This window comes from Arthrobacter sp. 9MFCol3.1, assembly GCF_000620385.1.
Lineage (GTDB): Bacteria > Actinomycetota > Actinomycetes > Actinomycetales > Micrococcaceae > Arthrobacter.
Window position 1 is genome coordinate 299,230 of sequence record NZ_JIBJ01000003.1, and the last position, 17,807, is coordinate 317,036.

The following is a 17,807-nucleotide window of genomic DNA, read 5'->3' on the forward strand; positions in this document are numbered from 1 at the left end:
TGCGCATACCGGGACGCCTTCCTACGCTGTGAATAAGTGGCACACACCACATTCGGGCCTGATCAACGAGGACAGGCGTTACAGAAGGACATTCCGCACATGGACATTGACCTGGAGGAACTGGCTGCGATTATCGAGCAGCTGGACAAGACCGATTTCACAGATTTTTTGTATGAGAAAGGTGAACTGCGGCTGCACGTACGCAGGGGCGGCCACATTCCGGAGGGCGCAATCCAGACCCCTGCTGCCGCCGTCGCGGTCGCGGCCCCCGCTGCAACGCCGCCGGTGGCCGCGCAGCCAGCAGAGCTGGCAGCCGCACCTGCGCCTGCGGCGCCAGCTCCCGCCGTCGTCACATCAAACGGACACTCCCCCGCCATGAGCCCTGACGCGCTTCCGGCCGGACACATCCTGGTCACCTCGCCGATGCTCGGCACGTACTATGGGGCACCCAAACCGGGCGAGCCCGCGTTCGTCCAGGTGGGCGATGCGGTGTCCGCCGATGCCGTGCTGTGCATTGTCGAAGTCATGAAGCTCATGAACTCCGTGACCGCAGGTGCAGCAGGCGAGGTGGCTGCCGTCTTCGTGAAGGACGGCGAACTGGTGGAATTCGAGCAGCCGCTTTTCGCCATCAGGGCCACACCATGAAGCACCGCATCTTCGTGGCAAACCGCGGAGAGATAGCTGTCCGCATCATTGAGGCCTGCGACCGGCTCGGCTATGACACCGTACTCGGCGTCTCCTCCGCGGACAAGGACACCCTGGGTGCCCGGCGGGCCGGCCGCGTGGTCACCATTGGAGGTCCCCGGCCCGCCGACAGCTACCTGAACATGAACGCCGTCGTCCAGGCCGCCATCTCAACCGGCTGCACCGCGATCCACCCTGGCTACGGCTTCCTCTCCGAACGACCGGCCTTCGCCGAACTATGTGCCGAGAACGGGCTGACCTTCGTGGGTCCGTCACCCGAGGCCCTGCGAGCGCTGGGAGACAAGCTGACGGCCCGGCGGCTGGCCGAATCCGTGGACGTCCCCGTCTCTGCCGGCGGCACCGCCCAAACGGCCGAGGAAGTCCAGCAGCTGGCCGAACGCATCGGCTACCCGGTACTCATCAAGGCAGCCCACGGCGGCGGCGGCCGCGGCATGAAACTCGTGGAAAGCACAACGGAACTGGCCGAGGCCTGGCAGCTGGCATCCTCCGAGGCGGAAGCCTCCTTCGGGGACGGCACAGTGTTCCTTGAACGGTTCGTCCAGGACGCCAAGCACGTGGAGGTCCAGATCCTCGGAGACCGCCACGGCCACCGCGTCCACCTCGGCGAGCGGGAATGTTCGGTGCAATACCGCTACCAGAAGGTCGTGGAGGAAGCACCCTGCACCGCCCTGCCCGAGGCCACCCGCGCACTCCTCTACCAGAGTGCCCTCCGGATCGCCGAGGCCCTGGATTATGTTGGCCTGGGAACCGTGGAGTTCCTCTACGACGTACAGCGTGATTCGCTGGCCTTCCTGGAAGTAAATCCGCGGGTGCAGGTGGAGCACCCTGTCACCGAGGCGGTCACCGGCGTCGACCTGGTCCGAGAACAGCTGCTCGCGGCCCTGGGCGAGCCACTGTCCTTCACCCAGTCAGACATCACCCTGACCGGAAATGCCATCGAATGCCGCATCACAGCTCAGGACCCGGAAAACGACTTGCGGCCCTCACCGGGAACCGTCACGCGCTGGCGCCCTTCTGCCGCCGGCGGACTCAGGCTCGACACGCATATCTATGAGGGCTACCGCTTCCCGCCGTTCTACGACGCGCTGATGGCCAAGCAGATCGCCTGGGCACCGGACCGCGCCGCCGCCATCGAACGGATGGAACAGGCCCTGGCAGCCTTCGAGATCGAAGGCGTCACCACCTCCTTGCCGCTGCTGTCCCGGATTCTGGCCCATCCAGTCTTCCAGCACAACACGGTCACCACCCACTGGCTCAATGAACTGCTGACGGAAAAGGTGAACTCATGACCGACGTCAAACTCGTCGACGTCTCCCTGCGGGACGGCAACCAAAGCATCTGGGGTGCCACCGGAGTCACCACACGCATGGTCCAGGGCGTTGCTTCCCTGCTGGACCAGGTGGGCTACCACGCCATCGAACTGGTCTCCAGCACCCTCATGGCCACCGCCGTGCGGTACCACCAGGAGGATCCCTGGGAACGGTTACGGGCCGCCCGCGACCTGATGCCCAACACGCAGCTAGGCTTCCTCACAACGGGCAAGCGGTTCATCTCGTTCCACCGCACCCCGGACGCCGTGTTCGAACTTGCCTTCCGGCTGCTGGTCCGGAACGGCGTCAAGCGGCTCTGGGTGATCGATCCGATGCATGACATGGAGGGCGCCAAGCGTACTGCCGAGATGGCCAAGCGCGTCGGCTTCGAAGAGGTCATCGGCGGGATCTGCTACACCACCAGCCCCGTCCACACGGACGAATACTTCGCCACCAAGGCCAAGGAACTCGACGACTGCGACGCCATCGACAGCGTCTACCTGAAGGACCCGGCCGGGCTGCTGACGCCGGACCGGGTGAAGAGCCTGGTCCCGCTGCTGCAGTCCAGCCTGACTTCCACCCGGTTGAATGAGATCCACTCGCACAGCACCACTGGCTTGTCCCCCATCACCGTCCTGGACGCGGCAGACCTGGGCATCGACACCATCCACTGCGCCCTGCCCCCGCTCGCCAACGGGAGTTCGCACCCGGAAGCCCAGCGCCTGGTCCATAACCTTCGGGCCCGCGGCCACAACGTCAACGTGGACCTGGACGCCATGGCCAAAGCGTCGGCCTACCTGCAGCGCCAGGGCCGGATCAAGAACCTGCCCGCCGGCAGCCCCAATGAGTACGACGAGGCCTATTACCGGCACACCATTCCCGGCGGGGTGCAGTCCACCACCCGGCGGCAGCTCGGTGAAATCCGGCGCGCTGACCTGTTCGACCAGGTGATCGAGGAATCCGTCCAAGTCCGCGAGGACCTTGGCTGGCCGATTGTGATGACACCTTTTGCCCAATACATCGTCACCCAGGCCACCCTGAACGTCATCACCGGTGAACGGTACAAGCAGCTTTCCGATGAGGTCATCGACCTGCTGCGCGGCGATTTCGGCCCGTTGCCCGGGGCGGTGAACCCCGAGCTGATGGACCGTGCCATGGCCACCAAGCGCGGACAACAGCCCATCAACGACGGCGGCGACGTGACCATCGCGGACTTGCGGCGGCGCTTCGGCGCCACCATCAGCGACGAGGAACTGCTGCTCCGGGCGGTGATGCCGGCCGAGCAGGTGGACACCATGTACGCCGCGAAGAAGAACTCGGCCACGTCAACGCTGCAGCGGCTGCTCGCAGCAGTGAATGACCGGCCCTCCACCTCGGTGTCCATCAGCGACGGCACCACGAAATTTTCCATTCAACGCGGCCCTTCCGACAACGTTGGTGCCGCAGTAGTTGGTACAACAGGCGGCAGCGCCGCACAGGAGGCCACGGCATGAGCAACGCCATTGAACATTCCCACGGCTGGGTACTGGATGTCGACGGTTGCCTGATGCGCACAAAGCGCGCCGGCGGCGCCGGCGGGGAAGCCATGCCGGGGGCCGCGGAGCTGGTGGCAGCGCTGTACGCTGCCGGACACGCCGTCGTTGTCTGCACCAACGCCTCGGAGAAGACCCCGGCCGAATACGCCGCCCATCTCCGCTCTCAGGGAATCGATATCCGCGACGAGGATTTCGCTACCGCTGGCAGCGCGGCCGCCGACTATATTGCCCACCGCCACCCTGGGGCCCGGGTGCTGGCGCTCGGAGCGGAGGGTCTGACCGCCCCATTGCGCCACCTGGGCGTCAACCTGGCCGATACCGCGCAACCCGAACTGGCCGACGTCGTGGTGGTCGGGGCCGCAAACGGGTACAGCACTGAACAGATCAACGCGGCCAGCCTGGCCGTCGACGCCGGCGCCCCGCTCTACACCACCGTGGACGTGCCTTGGTTCCATGGCGGCCTCGGCAAATCCGTGTGCGTCTCGGCAGCCATTGCCAACGCCGTCGGCTGGGCTGCCGGCGCCGTTCCGCAGGTCATCGGAAAACCCTCTGCCGCCCTGGGCGAAACCCTGCTGCGCCGGCTGGGCCTTCCCGCCGCCGAGGTCACCGTGGTGGGCGACGCCACCGTCGAAATCGACCTGGCCAGGTCCATGGGTGCCAACAGCGCCCTGGTCCTCTCCGGAGCAACATCTCCCGGACTGCTCGCCACGCTCGAAGGCGCCGCCAGGCCGGATCTCGCCCTGGCCGACGTCGCCGAACTGCTTGCATTCCTCACACCCTCCCTTTCACTGTCGCAAGGAGCCACATCATGACCGACACCGCAGGAACCACCCCGGGCAGCACAGCACGTTTCCCCTTCTTCAACGAATCCCATGCCCCGGCCGGAGGGGAAGGCTGGGAGTCGATGTACCCGTACTACCTGGTCCCCTCGGAGGAAACCACCGAGCACGAGAACGCCCAGTTCTGGTTCGCTGACACCATGCACTGGTCCCGCGGCTGCCACCCCTTCGACAGCATCGGCGCTGAGGCCGTGTACCTGGGCGTCGGAACGTTCAGCACCCGCATCTTCGCCCTGCCGGTGTCGCTGGGCCTGGACGTCCGCGTGGTCAACGGATATGTCTACATCTCGCCGCTGGGCGTTGAGGACCCCGCGCGGATCCAGGAGCGCGTGGCCATCTTCCAGGAACGGGCCGGCTACTACTACGCCAACTGGGACGAACTGTACGGCAAGTGGAAGACCAAGATGGAAGGCGCCATCGATTCCCTGCGCACCATCGAGTTCCCCCGCCTGACCGAATACGACCCCGCCGAAGTGGTCACCGAAGCGCGCGGCCGGTCCTCGGCCATGGCCGTCATCGAGAACTACCACCGGCTGATCGATGAATTCTTCTCCATCTGGCAGTACCACTTCGAATTCCTGAACCTGGGCTACGGCGGCTACATCACCTTCTTCCAGTTCTGCAAGCAGGCCTTCCCGCTCATCAGCGAACAGTCCATCTCCCGCATGGTGGCCGGCGTCGATGTCCTCGCCTTCCGCCCGGACGACGAACTGCGCAAGCTCGCCGCGCTCTCCCACGAACTCGACCTGAACAGCATCATCACCGGCGACAGCGGCCCGGAAGCCATCCTGGCCGCTCTGGCGGAAACCACCAACGGCCGGACCTGGCTGGCCGCGTTCGAAGAGGCCAAGGACCCCTGGTTCAACTACTTTGCCGAGTACGGTTTCACCCACGACCAGGAAACCTGGGCCAGCGACCTCTCCATCCCCCTGCAAGGCATCTCCCGGTATGCGGTCAAGATCGCCGCGGGCGAAGACATCTCCCGGCCCATCGAGCGACTCCGCGACGAACGGGACGAGATCGTGGACGAATACCGCGCCCTCCTCACCGGCGATGAGGCACGGCAGTTCGACGAACTGCTCGGCCTCGCCCGGAAGGTCTTCCCCTACATCGAAGAGCACAACATCTACGTGGAGCACTGGTCCCACAAGGTTTTCTGGGAAAAGGCGTGGGACCTGGCCCGTTTCCTGGTGGATGCCGGCTTCCTCGACACCGCCGAGGACATGTTCTACCTGAACCGCTTCGAGCTGGACACCGCACTGTTCGATGTCGTGGACTCCTGGGCGATCGGCGTCCCGGCACGTGGCAAGAAGCGCTGGCAGGCCGAAATCGCCCGCCGCCGCCCGATTGTTGCGGCGCTCCAGGCAGCCAGTGCCCCGCCCGCCTACGGCATCCCGCCGCAGCAGGTCACCGACCCATTCGCCGTGATGAACTACGGCGTGACCACCGAACGCGTGCAGGACTGGCTCGGGGCCTCCGACGGCGCCACGGACAAGCTCAACGGCATCCCGGGCTCCCTCGGAATCGTCGAGGGCCCCGTCCGGGTGCTGCGTTCCGAAAAGGACCTGCCGCTCCTGCAGCCGGGTGAAATCCTGGTGGCTCCGATTACCGCTCCGTCCTGGGCGGCGGCCTTCGCAGTGGCCACCGGAGTCATTACCGACATCGGCGGCATGATGTGCCACGCCGCCATCGTCTGCCGCGAATACGGCATTCCCGCCGTGGTGGGAACCGGCTTTGCCACCGCCCGCCTGACCACCGGCCAAAGGGTCCGGATCGACGGCAAGGCGGGCACCGTCGTCGTCCTCGAACCGGCCCCCGACACCACCCGCGCAACTGACACCGCCGCAGCGGTCCGCTAGGAGTTTGACCGTGTTTACCCGAGAATTCAACGACCCCGCCTGCCAGGACGTCCGGGAAGTGGGCGGCAAAGCCGCGGGCCTGGCCCAAATGACCGCCGCCGGGCTGCCCGTTGCCCCCGGCTTTGCAGTGACCGCGGCCGCCTACCGTGCCTACCTCCAGACAGGGGGCCTGCAGGAATTCACCCGCGGGGTGCTCGACGGCCTGGGTACCAGCAGGGAGCAGTCAGCGTTCGACGACGCCGACCGCGCCATTAGCGAACGGTTCACCCGGATGCCCCTACCCGACTCGGTAGCGAACGCGATACGTGCAGCGTACGCCAAGCTCTGCGATTACACCGGCGTGGACAACATCGCCGTGGCCGTACGGTCCAGTGCCACCGCGGAAGACTCGGTGGGCGCCAGCTTCGCCGGCGAGTTCGAAACGTGGGTGGACATCGTCGGCGCGGACGCCGTCCTCGAATACGTGCACAAATGCTATGTCAGCGTCTTTGCCGGCCGGGTCCTCTCCTACCTCGCCGAGAAGGAGATCGATCCGCACGCCATCGAGATGGCCGTGGTGATCCAGAAAACCGTGCGCGCCCGCGCCGCGGGCGTGATGTTCACACTTAGCCCCACCAGCGGTGACCGGTCCAAGATCGTGATGGAAGCCAGCTGGGGCCTGGGCCTGTCAGTGGTGGGCGGCGAAGTGACACCGGACCGCTTTGTGGTGGACAAGGTGGGCCTCGGCATCGCGGACCGGGTGGTGGGCAACAAGATCATCGAGTACCGCCGCGGTGACGCGCCGGTGGACGTTCCTGCCGAACGCCGCGATGTGTTGTGCCTGCAGGATGACGAGGTGGTGGCGCTGGCTACGCTCGGCAAGAAGCTGGAGCGCATCCATCAGGCACCTCAGGACATCGAATTCGCGGTGGACGAAGAGCTCCCCGAGGGCAGCAACCTGATCCTGCTCCAGTGCCGTCCGGAGACCGTCTGGTCCAATGCCGACCGCAAACCGGCGTTCGACGCAACGGCGGGCATGATGTCCTGGATCACCGGCAGCATCTCCGGAGCGACCGCTCCCCCTGCCCACGCGCACGACGCCTCACACCAGCACTGAGCCTGACGGTACGGGCTTCGGTATCAAATGCCAGGAGCTGGCCGCGCAGCAGCGCGGCCAGCTCCATATGCGGTGCTGCGGATGGGAACAGCGCCTAAGGCATGGGAAATCCGTGGCTGGGGCGTCGTCAGACACCCAAGTGACCGGTGAGGGAACGGTGGAAGCCAGTGCTGCGCTCATCGAGACCTTCAATTGTCACCGCTGCGCCATAGTCACCGTATTTCGTTTCGATGGAGTCGAGTGCGGCAACAGTTGAGGCGTCCCAGATCTGGGCCCGACTGAGATCGATGGCCACGGAGGTCGGGTCGTTGGCGTAAGAGAACTGCTCGACGAGATCATTACTGCTCCCGAAGAACAGCGGCCCCACCACCTCGTAGCGGACACTCTCACCATCGCCTGCGAGGGTCCGGTCGACAGTGATGACGTGGGCCACTCGGCGTGCGAAGAGCACCATCGCGAGGATGACACCGACGAGGACGCCATAGGCGAGGTTCTCGGTGATGACGACAACGGCGACCGTGACGGCCATGACGATCGTCTCTGGGACCGGCATCCTTTTCAGGGTGGACGGTTTGACGCTATGCCAGTCGACGGTGGTGACCGCGACGACCATCATGACCGCGGCGAGGGCAACCATCGGGATCTGACCCATAATCGAGCTGAGCCCGGTCACCAAGGCCAGAAGAAACAGCCCGGCCACGAACGTCGAAATGCGGGTGCGGGCCTGGCCAGTCTTCACGTTAAGGACGGTCTGGCCGATCATTGCGCAGCCGGCGATGCCGCCGTAGAAGCCGGCGAGGATGTTCGAGACGCCCAGAGCCCAGGATTCGCGGCCCTTATGTGAGGGGGTTTCGGTGATGTCATCGACGAGTTTTGCGGTGAGGAGGCTTTCCATGAGACCGACGAACGCCACGCTCAGCGCGGTCGGCAGAATCAGTTGAAAGGTCACCAAGTCCAGCGGAACGAGCAACGGGGTGATCCCGGGCATTTTCCCGGTGAGGGGGCCCTCGTCGGCGACGTTCGGAACGACGAGCTGGGCGACGATGACGATCGCGGTGACGACGACTATGGCGACCAGCGGTGACGGGATGGCCTTGGTGAAACGCGGAAGGATGAAGATGATTACGAACGTCAGAGCGAACAGGACGTAAGCCAGCCAGGGAACGTTAAGGACATGGGGCACCTGCGCCGTGAAGATGAGCACACCAAGGGCGTTGACGAAGCCGATCATCACGGACCGGGGAATGAACCGCATGAGCCGGGCAAGGCCGGCCAGGCCAAAAACAATTTGGATGACACCGGCAAGGACCACCGTCGGCAGAAGATACTGGACACCGTGGTCATGGACGAGCGGGGCGATAACGAGGGCGACGGACCCGGCCCCGGCAGTGATCACCCCCGGCCGTCCGCCGAGAATAGACATCGTCAAGGCCAGGACGATGGATGCGACGAGGCTGACCATCGGATCGACCCCGGCGACGATCGAGAAGGAAATGACTTCCGGGACCAATGCGAGGGTAGTGACCATGCCGGCGAGGATCTCGCGGGAAAGCGGCCGCGGAGAGCGCAGGGCGCTAAGAACTGTGATCGGTTGCCGGATCAGGCGAGGGCGTTCGGCGGTGGCCAAGGAGCGACTCCAGGGGCTTGGCTCTCTCGGGAGAGCAGGTGAGCGACTTTTCTGCGCGCCACGATGCGCACGATCCCAGCCCTGCCATAGAAGACAATTGGGTGGAGAGAGTATGGCCGGAGACTTTCGGCCGCGCATACAACACTACCGTGACGTACGTGAGCCTTCTCAAGCTCTCCGGCCGCTCGGAAGGCGGATTCCGTTTGTATACGGAACGCGACTTCACGCGACTGCGTTTGATACGCAGGATGAAGCCGTTCGCGCGCGATGGCCTTCTAGGCCGTGAGGTCCCGCCTCCGGATGGAATAGGCGGCCAGGCCGCTCAAGGCGGCCGCGACGACGGCCAGGCCCAGCGCCCCGGCCGGGTCGAAGGGCTCCACAGGCATGGCCGAGGAGTGCCGGAACGGACTCGCGTCCTGCAGCCACACCGGCAGGCCGAACAGCTCCCCGAATTCGCCCAGGACGAGTCCGGCCGCAAGCATTCCCCAACCGAGCAGAACACTGAGCCGCGGTGCGGCGGCGAAAGCCATGCCGGCTGCTGCCAGAAACACCAGGGCGGCTGGAACGTGCGCCAGCGCTGCCGGCACCAAGGATCCGGCAGCTCCGGTGGGGGTGCCCGAAATTCCAAGGCAAAGGGCGGCCGCGGCGCCGGCCGTTCCGCAGACAAGGGCCGCGGAGGCGGCGGCGATGTACAGGTTCGCGCCCAGCCACCGGGCCCGGGATACCGGCGCGGCGAGAAGGAGTTCGGATCTTCCCTCAGCTTCTTCTGCGCGCATCCGCAGCACTGCCTGAATGCCTGCGGCCGCCGCGAACACCCCGGCCACACCAAGCAGGGCGGTGATGAACACGTCAACGAGTCCGGCCTGCCCGCCCGGCACGAGCCGGGAAATGAGTTCCTTCAACGGCACCACGCTGGACACAGTCTCGGTAACCAGGGGGCCGAGAGCCCCGGCCACGGCACCCAGTGCCGCGGCCCCGACACACCATCCGGCCAGGGTGGAGCGCTGCAGGCGCCACGCCAGACCGACGAACGAGGTTCCTCCGGCTACGGCCCGCTCCCTGCCGTCGCGTTGAGGCAGAAGGCTGGCGCCCACATCCCGCCGTTGCCGGATCAGTACGGCCGCTCCTGCCAGGATCATCGCGGCAGCGAGAAGTACCAGCAACGGGAACAGGTCCGGGCTGGTGAACGGCCGTGAGCGCTGGCCCCAGCCGATGGGCGAGAGCAGCGACGGCCACGCACTGCTCACGTGCAGCAGGTCCGCCGCCGGGGTTCCCAGTGCGTCCCCGATACCTCGGACCAGATAGGCCGCCCCGACCATGGCCGCAGCGGCACCGTTCGCGCTCCTGCCTGAGGGCAGGAGCTGGGCGATGACCACATTGACTCTTGATGGCTGGCTTCGCGGAGCTGACGGGATTGGGAATGTTCGTATGTCTGGACCCTGCCCTGCCGTTGCCATATCGTGGGGGAACCGATCACAGTTGACCGGCGAAGCTCCGCATCGGAGGTACATGATGGGAATCATCTCGTCTGGTTTTCATGGAAAACGGCGCACCGGCAATCCAGCCTTACCACCTGGCCAATACGAGACGGCAAGCTTTCCCGTGCTGACGGCGGGCCCTGCACCCTATGTCGCCCCCGCTGACTGGGAATTCTTCATTACGACGGAGACGGGCCAGCACCGCGCCTGGTCCTGGGATGAGTTTATGGCGCTGCCCCAGGCTGAGATCCGGACCGACATCCACTGCGTGACGAGCTGGTCCAAGCTGGGCACCTCATGGCGCGGGGTTTCCTTGGACACCTTATTCGAGGATGTGGAAACAACATCCGAGTTCACTACCGCGCACTCCTACGGCGGCTACACGACCAACGTCCCGCTACAGGACCTTCTCGACGGCCACGCATGGGTGGCCTGGGAATTTGACGGTGAGCCGCTGGAACGGGCCCACGGCGGCCCTGCCCGTCTGCTGGTACCCCACTTGTACTTTTGGAAAAGTGCGAAGTGGATCAATGGCATCGAGCTGATGCCGCATGATGTTCCCGGCTTCTGGGAAACCAACGGGTACCACATCTACGGGGACCCGTGGCGCGAGGAGCGCTACTCATGAGGCAGGACACATGAGCACCCTGTGGCGCGTCGCCGAGGTGGTCAGCGGCGTTCCCGAAACGGCATCGTCCAGGACCATCGGGCTGCGCGTGGACGGTCTGAACGGCAACCTTGCCGGCCAGCACATCGATATCCGGCTCACAGCCGACGACGGCTACACGGCAGTGCGGTCCTACTCCGTGGCCACCGCCGGGATGGACGAAATCCTGGAGATCACGGTCGACGAATTAGCCAACGGGGAGGTCTCCCCTTATCTGGTCAGAGACCTGATGGTCGGAGACCAGCTGGAGATCCGGGGCCCCGTCGGCGGCTGGTTCGTCTGGCGACCGACTGACCCGAACCCCGTTCAGCTGATCGCCGGCGGATCCGGCATCGTCCCGCTCATGTCCATGATCCGAGCCCACGAGGCATCCGAGAATCCCTCACAGTTCCGGTTGCTGTACTCGCTCAAATCCCCCGAGACCGGGTTCTATCGGCAGGAGCTGCTCACCTTAGGACAGGAATCCTCCAAGCTCACTGTCGACTACTTCTATACCCGCGAAGTTCCGGAGGGCTGGCCAATCGCCCCAAAGCGGCTCACCGACGAAACACTGTTGGCAAACATCCTGCCGGCGGACGCAGCCCCCGACATTTTCATCTGCGGTCAGACGATGTTTGTCGAAACAGTCACAGAGTGGCTCGTAAAGGCGGGCTATCCGACCGCCTCAATCAAAACCGAACGCTTCGGCGGAACGGGAGGAATACGGTGACTGGCAACAACGGCTCCGCCTCCCCTGGTGCTGAGGACCCGCGCCTCGAGGACCAGGACATCGCCGGAACCACAGGCAACCCAATACCCCATCTCGACGGGAACGCGGCCGCAGGACCCCTGTGGGAATTGTTCCGCATCGACATCATTGCAGCGATCGGTCGGTGCAAGAACTGTGGCGCAGTCAGGGTCTTCGGAGAGGCGGCGGTCTATGCCGACGCCCCGGGAATAGTCGTGCGCTGCAGCTCCTGCGGGGGCGTCCTGCTGCGTCTCGTCGAGACTCCCACTAAATTCTGGCTCGATGTCAGCGGACTCAGCTACCTTCAGATCGACCGAGAACGCTAGAGCGTTTCTCTTGGAGGCCCCCCAAGAAGGTGAATCCGGAGTGCCAGCCACGCGTTTACCGAGATCAGGCGCCGGGCCGCTCGTGCAAGCGCTAAGTGATAAAGCCGAGAGAAGCAGAACAACGCATGCCATAAAGGTCGTGGCCAGCACACGGATTCTCCTCGTCTCGATCCTGTAGTTCTTAATACCCACCAGGTCTCACCGGGTACTGCATCCTACATATTCCCGGATAGATCTTCCATGAACGCGCTGCTGAAGTGGGTGAAGACGGCGAGGCCGAGCAGGCTTTGGTCGCATCCCCCAATGCCATGGGCTCAGCCTATCGATGCGCAAAAGCTTCCCACCCGTGCTGAGAGTGTGGCCGTCCGATAGGGTGTGGCCCATAGGACGCCCTGTCGTCTGACGAAGGATTCCTTGAAAAGACTTCCGTACCGCCGGCTTTGCGCTTTATTAGGATTCTTGCGCTGAGCCCATTATCCAGCGGTTCCATCGGTTGAACATTCCGCTCGGTGGTGTGCCAAGAGCGCGAATTGCTCTCTTGTACCAACGATGGCCGAGGTAATAGACGACGCTGAAGAGGACAAGGAGGACGGCCAGGATAATTAGATACCAGTCCTTCGCGGCCTGGTATTCCTGGTAGTCGGGCTGCCCATAAATCAGTTCACCTGAAACCAAGGGGACGGTCACGTCCAGGAAGTAGTGGAAAACCTGGATGAAGGGCGCTAGCAGGAGAGCAAAGGTTAGAACGACGAAAGCAAGGTACTTGAACCATACTTTCGCGCACCGTTTGTTCCAAGAAGCGATCCGTTCCTTCTCGTCCGCGTCTATCGGCTGATTCATGCTGTTCCCCCAATTTTGTTTTTCCTAATACATAGCCTACGTGGGCTAATTTTTCGGCCGTGATGATCTCCGGCGGTCGAATACATTCTTACGTCGGGTGCACGACGCAATCCCAAGAACAAGAGGGGCGCGGATCCATCGACGCACTGCGGGCGCCTCCATCGCCGAGCGTAAGGAAACCGGGGGAACGGCCGGCACCGTCAGAGTCGGCCGAGATGACGGAGCGGGACCGGGCCGATGCACCTGCTCCGGCACCACGGGCTCACCGGCTCGATGGGCCGTGTCTGTGCGTGTGCGGCCAACGCCGCGATTGAGTCGTTCTTCTCGCTGCTGCAGAAGAACGTCCTGGACCGTCAGCGGTGGCTCACACGCCAGGATCTCAGGCTGGCGATCACGACCTGGATCGAAAGGACCTACCACCGCCGGCGACGGCAAAGACGGCTGGGGAAACTCACGCCAATCGAATATGAAACAATCAACCGGACCGCGCTCATTGCGGCCTAAGACCCCGAGTCAACAAAAGCCGGGGCAGTCCCTTACAGCGTGACCTCGGTCCCGTTGTCCCCGAACTCCAGCGCACAGGCCACCCCGGCCAGCCCGCCACCGCGCACCAGAACTCGCTCAGTTGTTATCCGATCTGCCATCGTCCACCCTCCAGTCGATACCCCGGTCAACGGCTCGCTCGCTTGCCACCTCGTCAGCGAAGTCAGGCACGGACGACCCCGGAGCCCTGGTCGGGCTCGTCGTCGACGCCTTCGTCGGGAAGCAGTCCGCGCTGGTCGAGCACGTACAACAAGACGAAGGCCGGCACGATCAACAGCACGGCGAGACCGGCCGCGACCAACACGGCCGTGATCGTGCCCGACGGCGCAGCGGCCGCAGAGACCGTGAGCGTTTCGGGCAGCAAGTAGTCCCACTGTGCCACGCCCCAGGCCAGCACGAGGGCGCCGGCCGCGGCGATCGCAGCCAGCCGCGCTCCGCGGTGGGGTCGGCCTCGGAGCAGGAAAAGCGCGCCGAGCCCGGCTACCGCCGAGATGATCACCAGCGGCAGGGCGCGTGAGGTGAGTCCTCCGAAGACATAGCTGGCTTCGCTGCGTACAACGATGAGTCCCACCAGCGCGACGGCTCCAGCCACGGCCCCAGCCGCCACGGCGCGGACGCGGAAGTAGCCGACCATCGCCTCGTCGGAGAGGCGATGGGCATCCCAGGTGAGGAGTACCGCGGCGACGTAGGCCGTCACGGATACGGCGAGCAGACCCATGACGACCGACGTCGGATTGACCCAGCTGTGCAGCGGATCACCCGCCCGACCGCCGGCCGGAACCTGGCCGGATGCGATGCCTCCCGCGATGGCGCCGAAGCAGTAGGGCACCAGCACCGAGGAGACGGCGAAGATGGCGCCGAAGCTGCGGCGTGCTCGCTGCCGAAACACCGCCTTCCGGAAGGCAAAGCTGGCACCGCGCAGGACGATGCCGAGGGCCGCCATGGCGAGGGGCACGAACATGGTCAAGGTGATCGACGCGTAGGCCTCGGAGAAACACGTCCAGAGCACGACGAAGATGAAGATCAGCCAGACGTGGTTCGCTTCCCACACGGGCCCGATCGAGTGGTCGATTACCTCGCGCGGCCGCCCCCCACGCTGCGCGCCACCAGCGGTCAGGTCCCAGAAGCCGGCACCGAAGTCAGCGCCGCCGAAGATCGCGTAGATGGTGATGGCAGCGAACAAGAGCAGGGCTGCGGCGGTATCCATGGGTGACCCCTAGGTCTTTTTCACCGGCTCGCGCGGTCCGTACGGGGAGTCTGTCTCCTCGAATCGTCGTGCCTCACGGTAGCGACGACTCATCCCGCGGAAGACGAGGATTGTGGTGACGCCCAGCCCGATATAGAGGATCGTGACCGCGATGAAGGTGATCCAGACTCCGGTGTTGGTGGTCGCAGCGTCCTCCACCCGCATCTTGTTGTAGACGATCCACGGCTGACGGCCGACCTCGCTCACGGTCCAGCCCGCCTCCATCGCCAGGACGGCGAGGGGTCCGGCGGCGACGGCGCAGCGCAGGAACCACTTGCTGCGAGGCATGTCTCGTCGGAAGATCCACGATGCCAAGTACCACAGCGTCAGCAGGAACAGGGCAGTGCCGACGCCGACCATGATGTCCCAAGCGAGATGGACGACGTTCACCTGGCGGTTCGTCGGCCGCTCGTCGGCGGGTACAGCGTCGAGCCCCTGCACGACGGTCGCCCGGCCAGTGCTGGGGTCCGACAACCACGAGGCGAGCCCGGGGATGGGGACACCGCCCACCACTTGTCCTTCTGAGTTGAGATGGCCGAGGAGCGTCTCGGGCACGTCACTGCTGGTCGTCGGCACCATCTCGATGGCGGCGAACTTGACCGGCTGGTTGTTATAGACCCAGCGAGCTAGACCGTCACCGACCCCCATCTGCACCGGGACGGCGATGGCGGCCACAGTGAAGGCGATGAGAAAGCCGAGCCTGTGATAGTGATCGCGCCGCCCGCGCAGCATCGCCGTCGCGTAGACCATGGCCACCAGGAAGCCGCCGACCAGGTAGGCCGCAATCACCATGTGTGCCGCCATCAGCGGCATCGCCCCGTTGAAGATCACCCCGAGCGGGTCCACCGCCACGACGTTCCCGGCGGTGTCCAGGGTGACCCCTTCAGGGGAATTCATCCACGCGTTGGCGGCTACCACCGAAACGCTGCCAAAGATGCCGGCGACGGCGATCGGGACACCGGTCCAGAAATGGGTCCAAGGCTTGAGCCGCCGCCAGCCGAAGATGTAGATCGAGATGAAAACGGCCTCGAGAAAGAAGAAGAGACCCTCGAACGCGAAAGGCACGCCGAACGCCTCGCCCCAGTGACCCATGAACTGAGGCCACAGCAGGCCGAACTCGAAGGAGAGAACCGTTCCAGTGACGGCGCCGACTGCGAAGGTGACCGCCATGTACTTCGACCAGCGCTGCGCGAGCCGGATGGCGTCAGCGTCGGACCGCCTGATGCCTCGATAGTTGGCGATCAGCGCCATCACCGACCAGGACACACCGAGTGGCACCAAGATGATGTGGAAGGCCAACGTGAACGCCATCTGTGCTCGAGCCCACGGAACCGGGTTCACCTCCATCACGGGGATGAGGACGTCCGCGAACAGCGTCATGTCGCACCCCTTTCTGCGAGGTTGACAGCTGCCATGGCGGCCCGGGGACTAGCCAAGGCGTTCGGTGAGGTGGTCGCCGACCCGCAGGGCGTTGGCGATTGCGGTCAGGGACGGGTTCACGGCGCCGATGCTGGGGAAGAAGCTGGTGTCGACGACGTAGAGGTTGTCCAGGTCGTGGGCTTTGCAGTTCACGTCGAGAGCGCTGGTTGCGCGATCCCGGCCGAAACGGACGGTGCCTGCTTGGTGCGCGGTGGCGCCGATCGGCATGCTCTTGTGCAGGTAGAGGCTGCGGTCAAGCAGATGGTGCTCGTGCATGCCCAGCTTGCCGAGCATGCCGTCTAGTTTGTGTCGCAGCCGCTTTACTCCTTCGACGTTGTTCTTCTCATCGATGCTGAGGTGGATGGCGTCGTCCGCGTCGAGCGTGACGCGATTGTCGGGCTGCGGAAGGTCTTCGCCGCAGAGCCAGAAGTCGACGGCGTGGTGCGCCAGCACCTCGAAGGGCATGTCGGGAGAGATCTTGCCTGCCCATCGCGGCGACTGCGCGCGGAGCTCCTCGTCGTCGGACTTGCCGAGCATCTGGATACCGCCGAGCGGATAGTCCCAGTCGTCGGACCCCAGATACCAGTCGTTCATCGCCAGCGTCTTCTGGAACAGCGTGGGGTTGGGCTCCCGGGAAACGGTCATCAGCGCGATGTTGTTGTGCCGCATGTAGTGCCGGCCGACCACTCCGGAGCTGTTGGCCAGCCCGTCGGGGTGGCGGTCTTGGCGGGATCTGAGCAACAGGGCGGCGGAGTTCACCGCGCCGCAGGCGACGACCACGATGTTGCCGGTGAATCTGGTCTCGGTGCCGTCGTCCAGGGTTGTGACGACCCCGGTGACGCTGTGTCCTGAGGCGTCGGTTTCCAGGCGCTGCACGTGGGCGCCGGTGACCAGTGTGACGTTGTCCTGGGAGAGCACCGGATCCACGCAGATGACTTGCGAGTCCGATTTTGCGTTCAGCAGGCAGGGGAAGCCATCGACACGGTCGCAGCGGATGCACGCACTTGCCCGTGCCGCCCGTCCAGGTTTGATCTCCTGGAGGTTGACGCCGATCGGGAGGTGGAAGGGGTGCAGCCCGAGCTTCTCCAGGTCGTCGTTCAACTGCTGGATGCGGGGTTCGTGGGATACCGGAGGGTGGGCGTACTGCGCGCTGGCATGGCCTTCGCTAGGGTCCTCGCCGTGCTGACCGTGCACCAGGTAGAGATGTTCGGCTTGGGTGTAATAGGGCTCCAGGTCCTCGTAGGAGATCGGCCAGGCCGGTGAGATTCCGCCATGATGGCGTAGCTCGCCAAAGTCCTCCGGACGGAGGCGGAACAGTGCCGCGCCATAGAACTTGGTGTTCCCGCCGACGTAGTAGTTGACCTCGGGCTGGAACTCGCGGCCGTGCCGGTCATACCACATCTCTTTCGCAAGGTACTTTCCGCGGACGAACACCGCCTCGGTCTGCCAGTTGTCGCGCTCGCGCGGCAGGAACGGACCTCGCTCCAGCCAGAGCACCTTCGCCCCGTTCGTAGCAAGCCGGTGGCCGAGCGTCCCGCCCCCGGCTCCCGTCCCGATGATGACAACGTCATAGTGCTGGCCGTCTGTCAT

15 protein-coding genes and 2 pseudogenes are annotated in these 17,807 nt (G+C 64.7%); 11 read left to right on the forward strand and 6 right to left on the reverse strand.

Annotated elements, in window-relative coordinates:
- Window positions 1-99 precede the first annotated feature (99 nt).
- From accB to C560_RS20965, 6 genes are read left to right on the forward strand one after another with little or no spacing between them, the layout of a single operon-like run.
- Complete coding sequence (gene accB, locus C560_RS0101400) at window positions 100-645, forward strand: acetyl-CoA carboxylase biotin carboxyl carrier protein (RefSeq protein ID WP_026536848.1); 546 nt, start codon at window positions 100-102, stop codon at window positions 643-645.
- On the forward strand, window positions 642-1,994 hold the full coding sequence (locus tag C560_RS0101405; RefSeq protein WP_026536849.1) for an acetyl-CoA carboxylase biotin carboxylase subunit: 1,353 nt from the start codon (window positions 642-644) through the stop codon (window positions 1,992-1,994). Before accB ends, C560_RS0101405 begins: the two co-directional genes overlap by 4 nt.
- The gene (locus C560_RS20955) at window positions 1,991-3,508 is read left to right on the forward strand and encodes an acetyl-CoA carboxylase (protein ID WP_043422242.1); all 1,518 of its coding nucleotides are present in this window, start codon (window positions 1,991-1,993) and stop codon (window positions 3,506-3,508) included. Before C560_RS0101405 ends, C560_RS20955 begins: the two co-directional genes overlap by 4 nt.
- A complete protein-coding gene (locus C560_RS20960; protein ID WP_051532938.1) occupies window positions 3,505-4,362 on the forward strand; it encodes an HAD-IIA family hydrolase in 858 nt (285 codons plus the stop codon). The genes C560_RS20955 and C560_RS20960 overlap by 4 nt, the downstream gene beginning before the upstream one ends.
- The gene (locus C560_RS0101420) at window positions 4,359-6,248 is read left to right on the forward strand and encodes a PEP-utilizing enzyme (RefSeq protein ID WP_026536850.1); all 1,890 of its coding nucleotides are present in this window, start codon (window positions 4,359-4,361) and stop codon (window positions 6,246-6,248) included. Before C560_RS20960 ends, C560_RS0101420 begins: the two co-directional genes overlap by 4 nt.
- Before the next feature lie 10 nt (window positions 6,249-6,258).
- Window positions 6,259-7,344 carry a PEP/pyruvate-binding domain-containing protein gene (locus C560_RS20965; protein ID WP_043422248.1) on the forward strand — a complete coding sequence of 362 codons (1,086 nt, stop codon included), beginning with the start codon at window positions 6,259-6,261 and terminating at the stop codon, window positions 7,342-7,344.
- A gap of 127 nt (window positions 7,345-7,471) precedes the next feature.
- Here the strand turns inward: C560_RS20965 and C560_RS0101430 are convergent, their stop codons facing one another.
- Window positions 7,472-8,872, reverse strand: a complete 1,401-nt coding sequence (locus C560_RS0101430) for a SulP family inorganic anion transporter (RefSeq protein WP_231494223.1) — start codon at window positions 8,870-8,872, stop codon at window positions 7,472-7,474.
- Between the two features lie 257 nt (window positions 8,873-9,129).
- Between C560_RS0101430 and C560_RS23730 the strand changes: the two are divergent.
- Window positions 9,130-9,228, forward strand: a pseudogene (locus C560_RS23730) (MerR family transcriptional regulator); the annotation flags it as partial.
- An 18-nt stretch (window positions 9,229-9,246) separates the two neighbouring features.
- Here C560_RS23730 and C560_RS20970 read toward each other — a convergent pair.
- Window positions 9,247-10,347: an ABC transporter permease subunit gene (locus tag C560_RS20970; protein ID WP_197026083.1), complete on the reverse strand. Its 1,101-nt coding sequence runs from the start codon at window positions 10,345-10,347 to the stop codon at window positions 9,247-9,249.
- Between the two features lie 136 nt (window positions 10,348-10,483).
- Between C560_RS20970 and C560_RS0101440 the strand changes: the two genes are divergently transcribed.
- The 3 genes from C560_RS0101440 to C560_RS0101450 are packed head-to-tail and all read left to right on the forward strand — an operon-like array spanning window position 10,484 to window position 12,169.
- Window positions 10,484-11,077 carry a sulfite oxidase-like oxidoreductase gene (locus C560_RS0101440; RefSeq protein ID WP_026536852.1) on the forward strand — a complete coding sequence of 198 codons (594 nt, stop codon included), beginning with the start codon at window positions 10,484-10,486 and terminating at the stop codon, window positions 11,075-11,077.
- 10 nt (window positions 11,078-11,087) lie between these two features.
- Window positions 11,088-11,825, forward strand: coding sequence for an FAD-binding oxidoreductase (locus tag C560_RS0101445; RefSeq protein WP_026536853.1), 738 nt, complete (start codon window positions 11,088-11,090; stop codon window positions 11,823-11,825).
- Window positions 11,822-12,169, forward strand: a complete 348-nt coding sequence (locus C560_RS0101450; RefSeq protein ID WP_197026084.1) for a DUF6510 family protein — start codon at window positions 11,822-11,824, stop codon at window positions 12,167-12,169. The genes C560_RS0101445 and C560_RS0101450 overlap by 4 nt, the downstream gene beginning before the upstream one ends.
- Before the next feature lie 450 nt (window positions 12,170-12,619).
- Here the strand turns inward: C560_RS0101450 and C560_RS0101455 are convergent, their stop codons facing one another.
- The gene (locus tag C560_RS0101455) at window positions 12,620-13,009 is read right to left on the reverse strand and encodes a hypothetical protein (RefSeq protein ID WP_026536855.1); all 390 of its coding nucleotides are present in this window, start codon (window positions 13,007-13,009) and stop codon (window positions 12,620-12,622) included.
- Between the two features lie 246 nt (window positions 13,010-13,255).
- On the opposite strand from C560_RS0101455, the pseudogene C560_RS20975 reads away from it, so the two are divergent.
- Window positions 13,256-13,513, forward strand: a pseudogene (locus tag C560_RS20975) (IS3 family transposase); the annotation flags it as partial.
- 202 nt (window positions 13,514-13,715) lie between these two features.
- Here the strand turns inward: C560_RS20975 and C560_RS0101470 are convergent.
- The 3 genes from C560_RS0101470 to C560_RS0101480 are packed head-to-tail and all read right to left on the reverse strand — an operon-like array spanning window position 13,716 to window position 17,807.
- Window positions 13,716-14,759, reverse strand: a complete 1,044-nt coding sequence (locus tag C560_RS0101470; RefSeq protein WP_026536856.1) for a cytochrome d ubiquinol oxidase subunit II — start codon at window positions 14,757-14,759, stop codon at window positions 13,716-13,718.
- 9 nt (window positions 14,760-14,768) lie between these two features.
- Entirely contained in the window at window positions 14,769-16,178 is a 1,410-nt protein-coding gene (locus tag C560_RS0101475) for a cytochrome ubiquinol oxidase subunit I (RefSeq protein WP_026536857.1), read from the reverse strand.
- 48 nt (window positions 16,179-16,226) lie between these two features.
- Entirely contained in the window at window positions 16,227-17,807 is a 1,581-nt protein-coding gene (locus C560_RS0101480) for a GMC oxidoreductase (RefSeq protein ID WP_026536858.1), read from the reverse strand.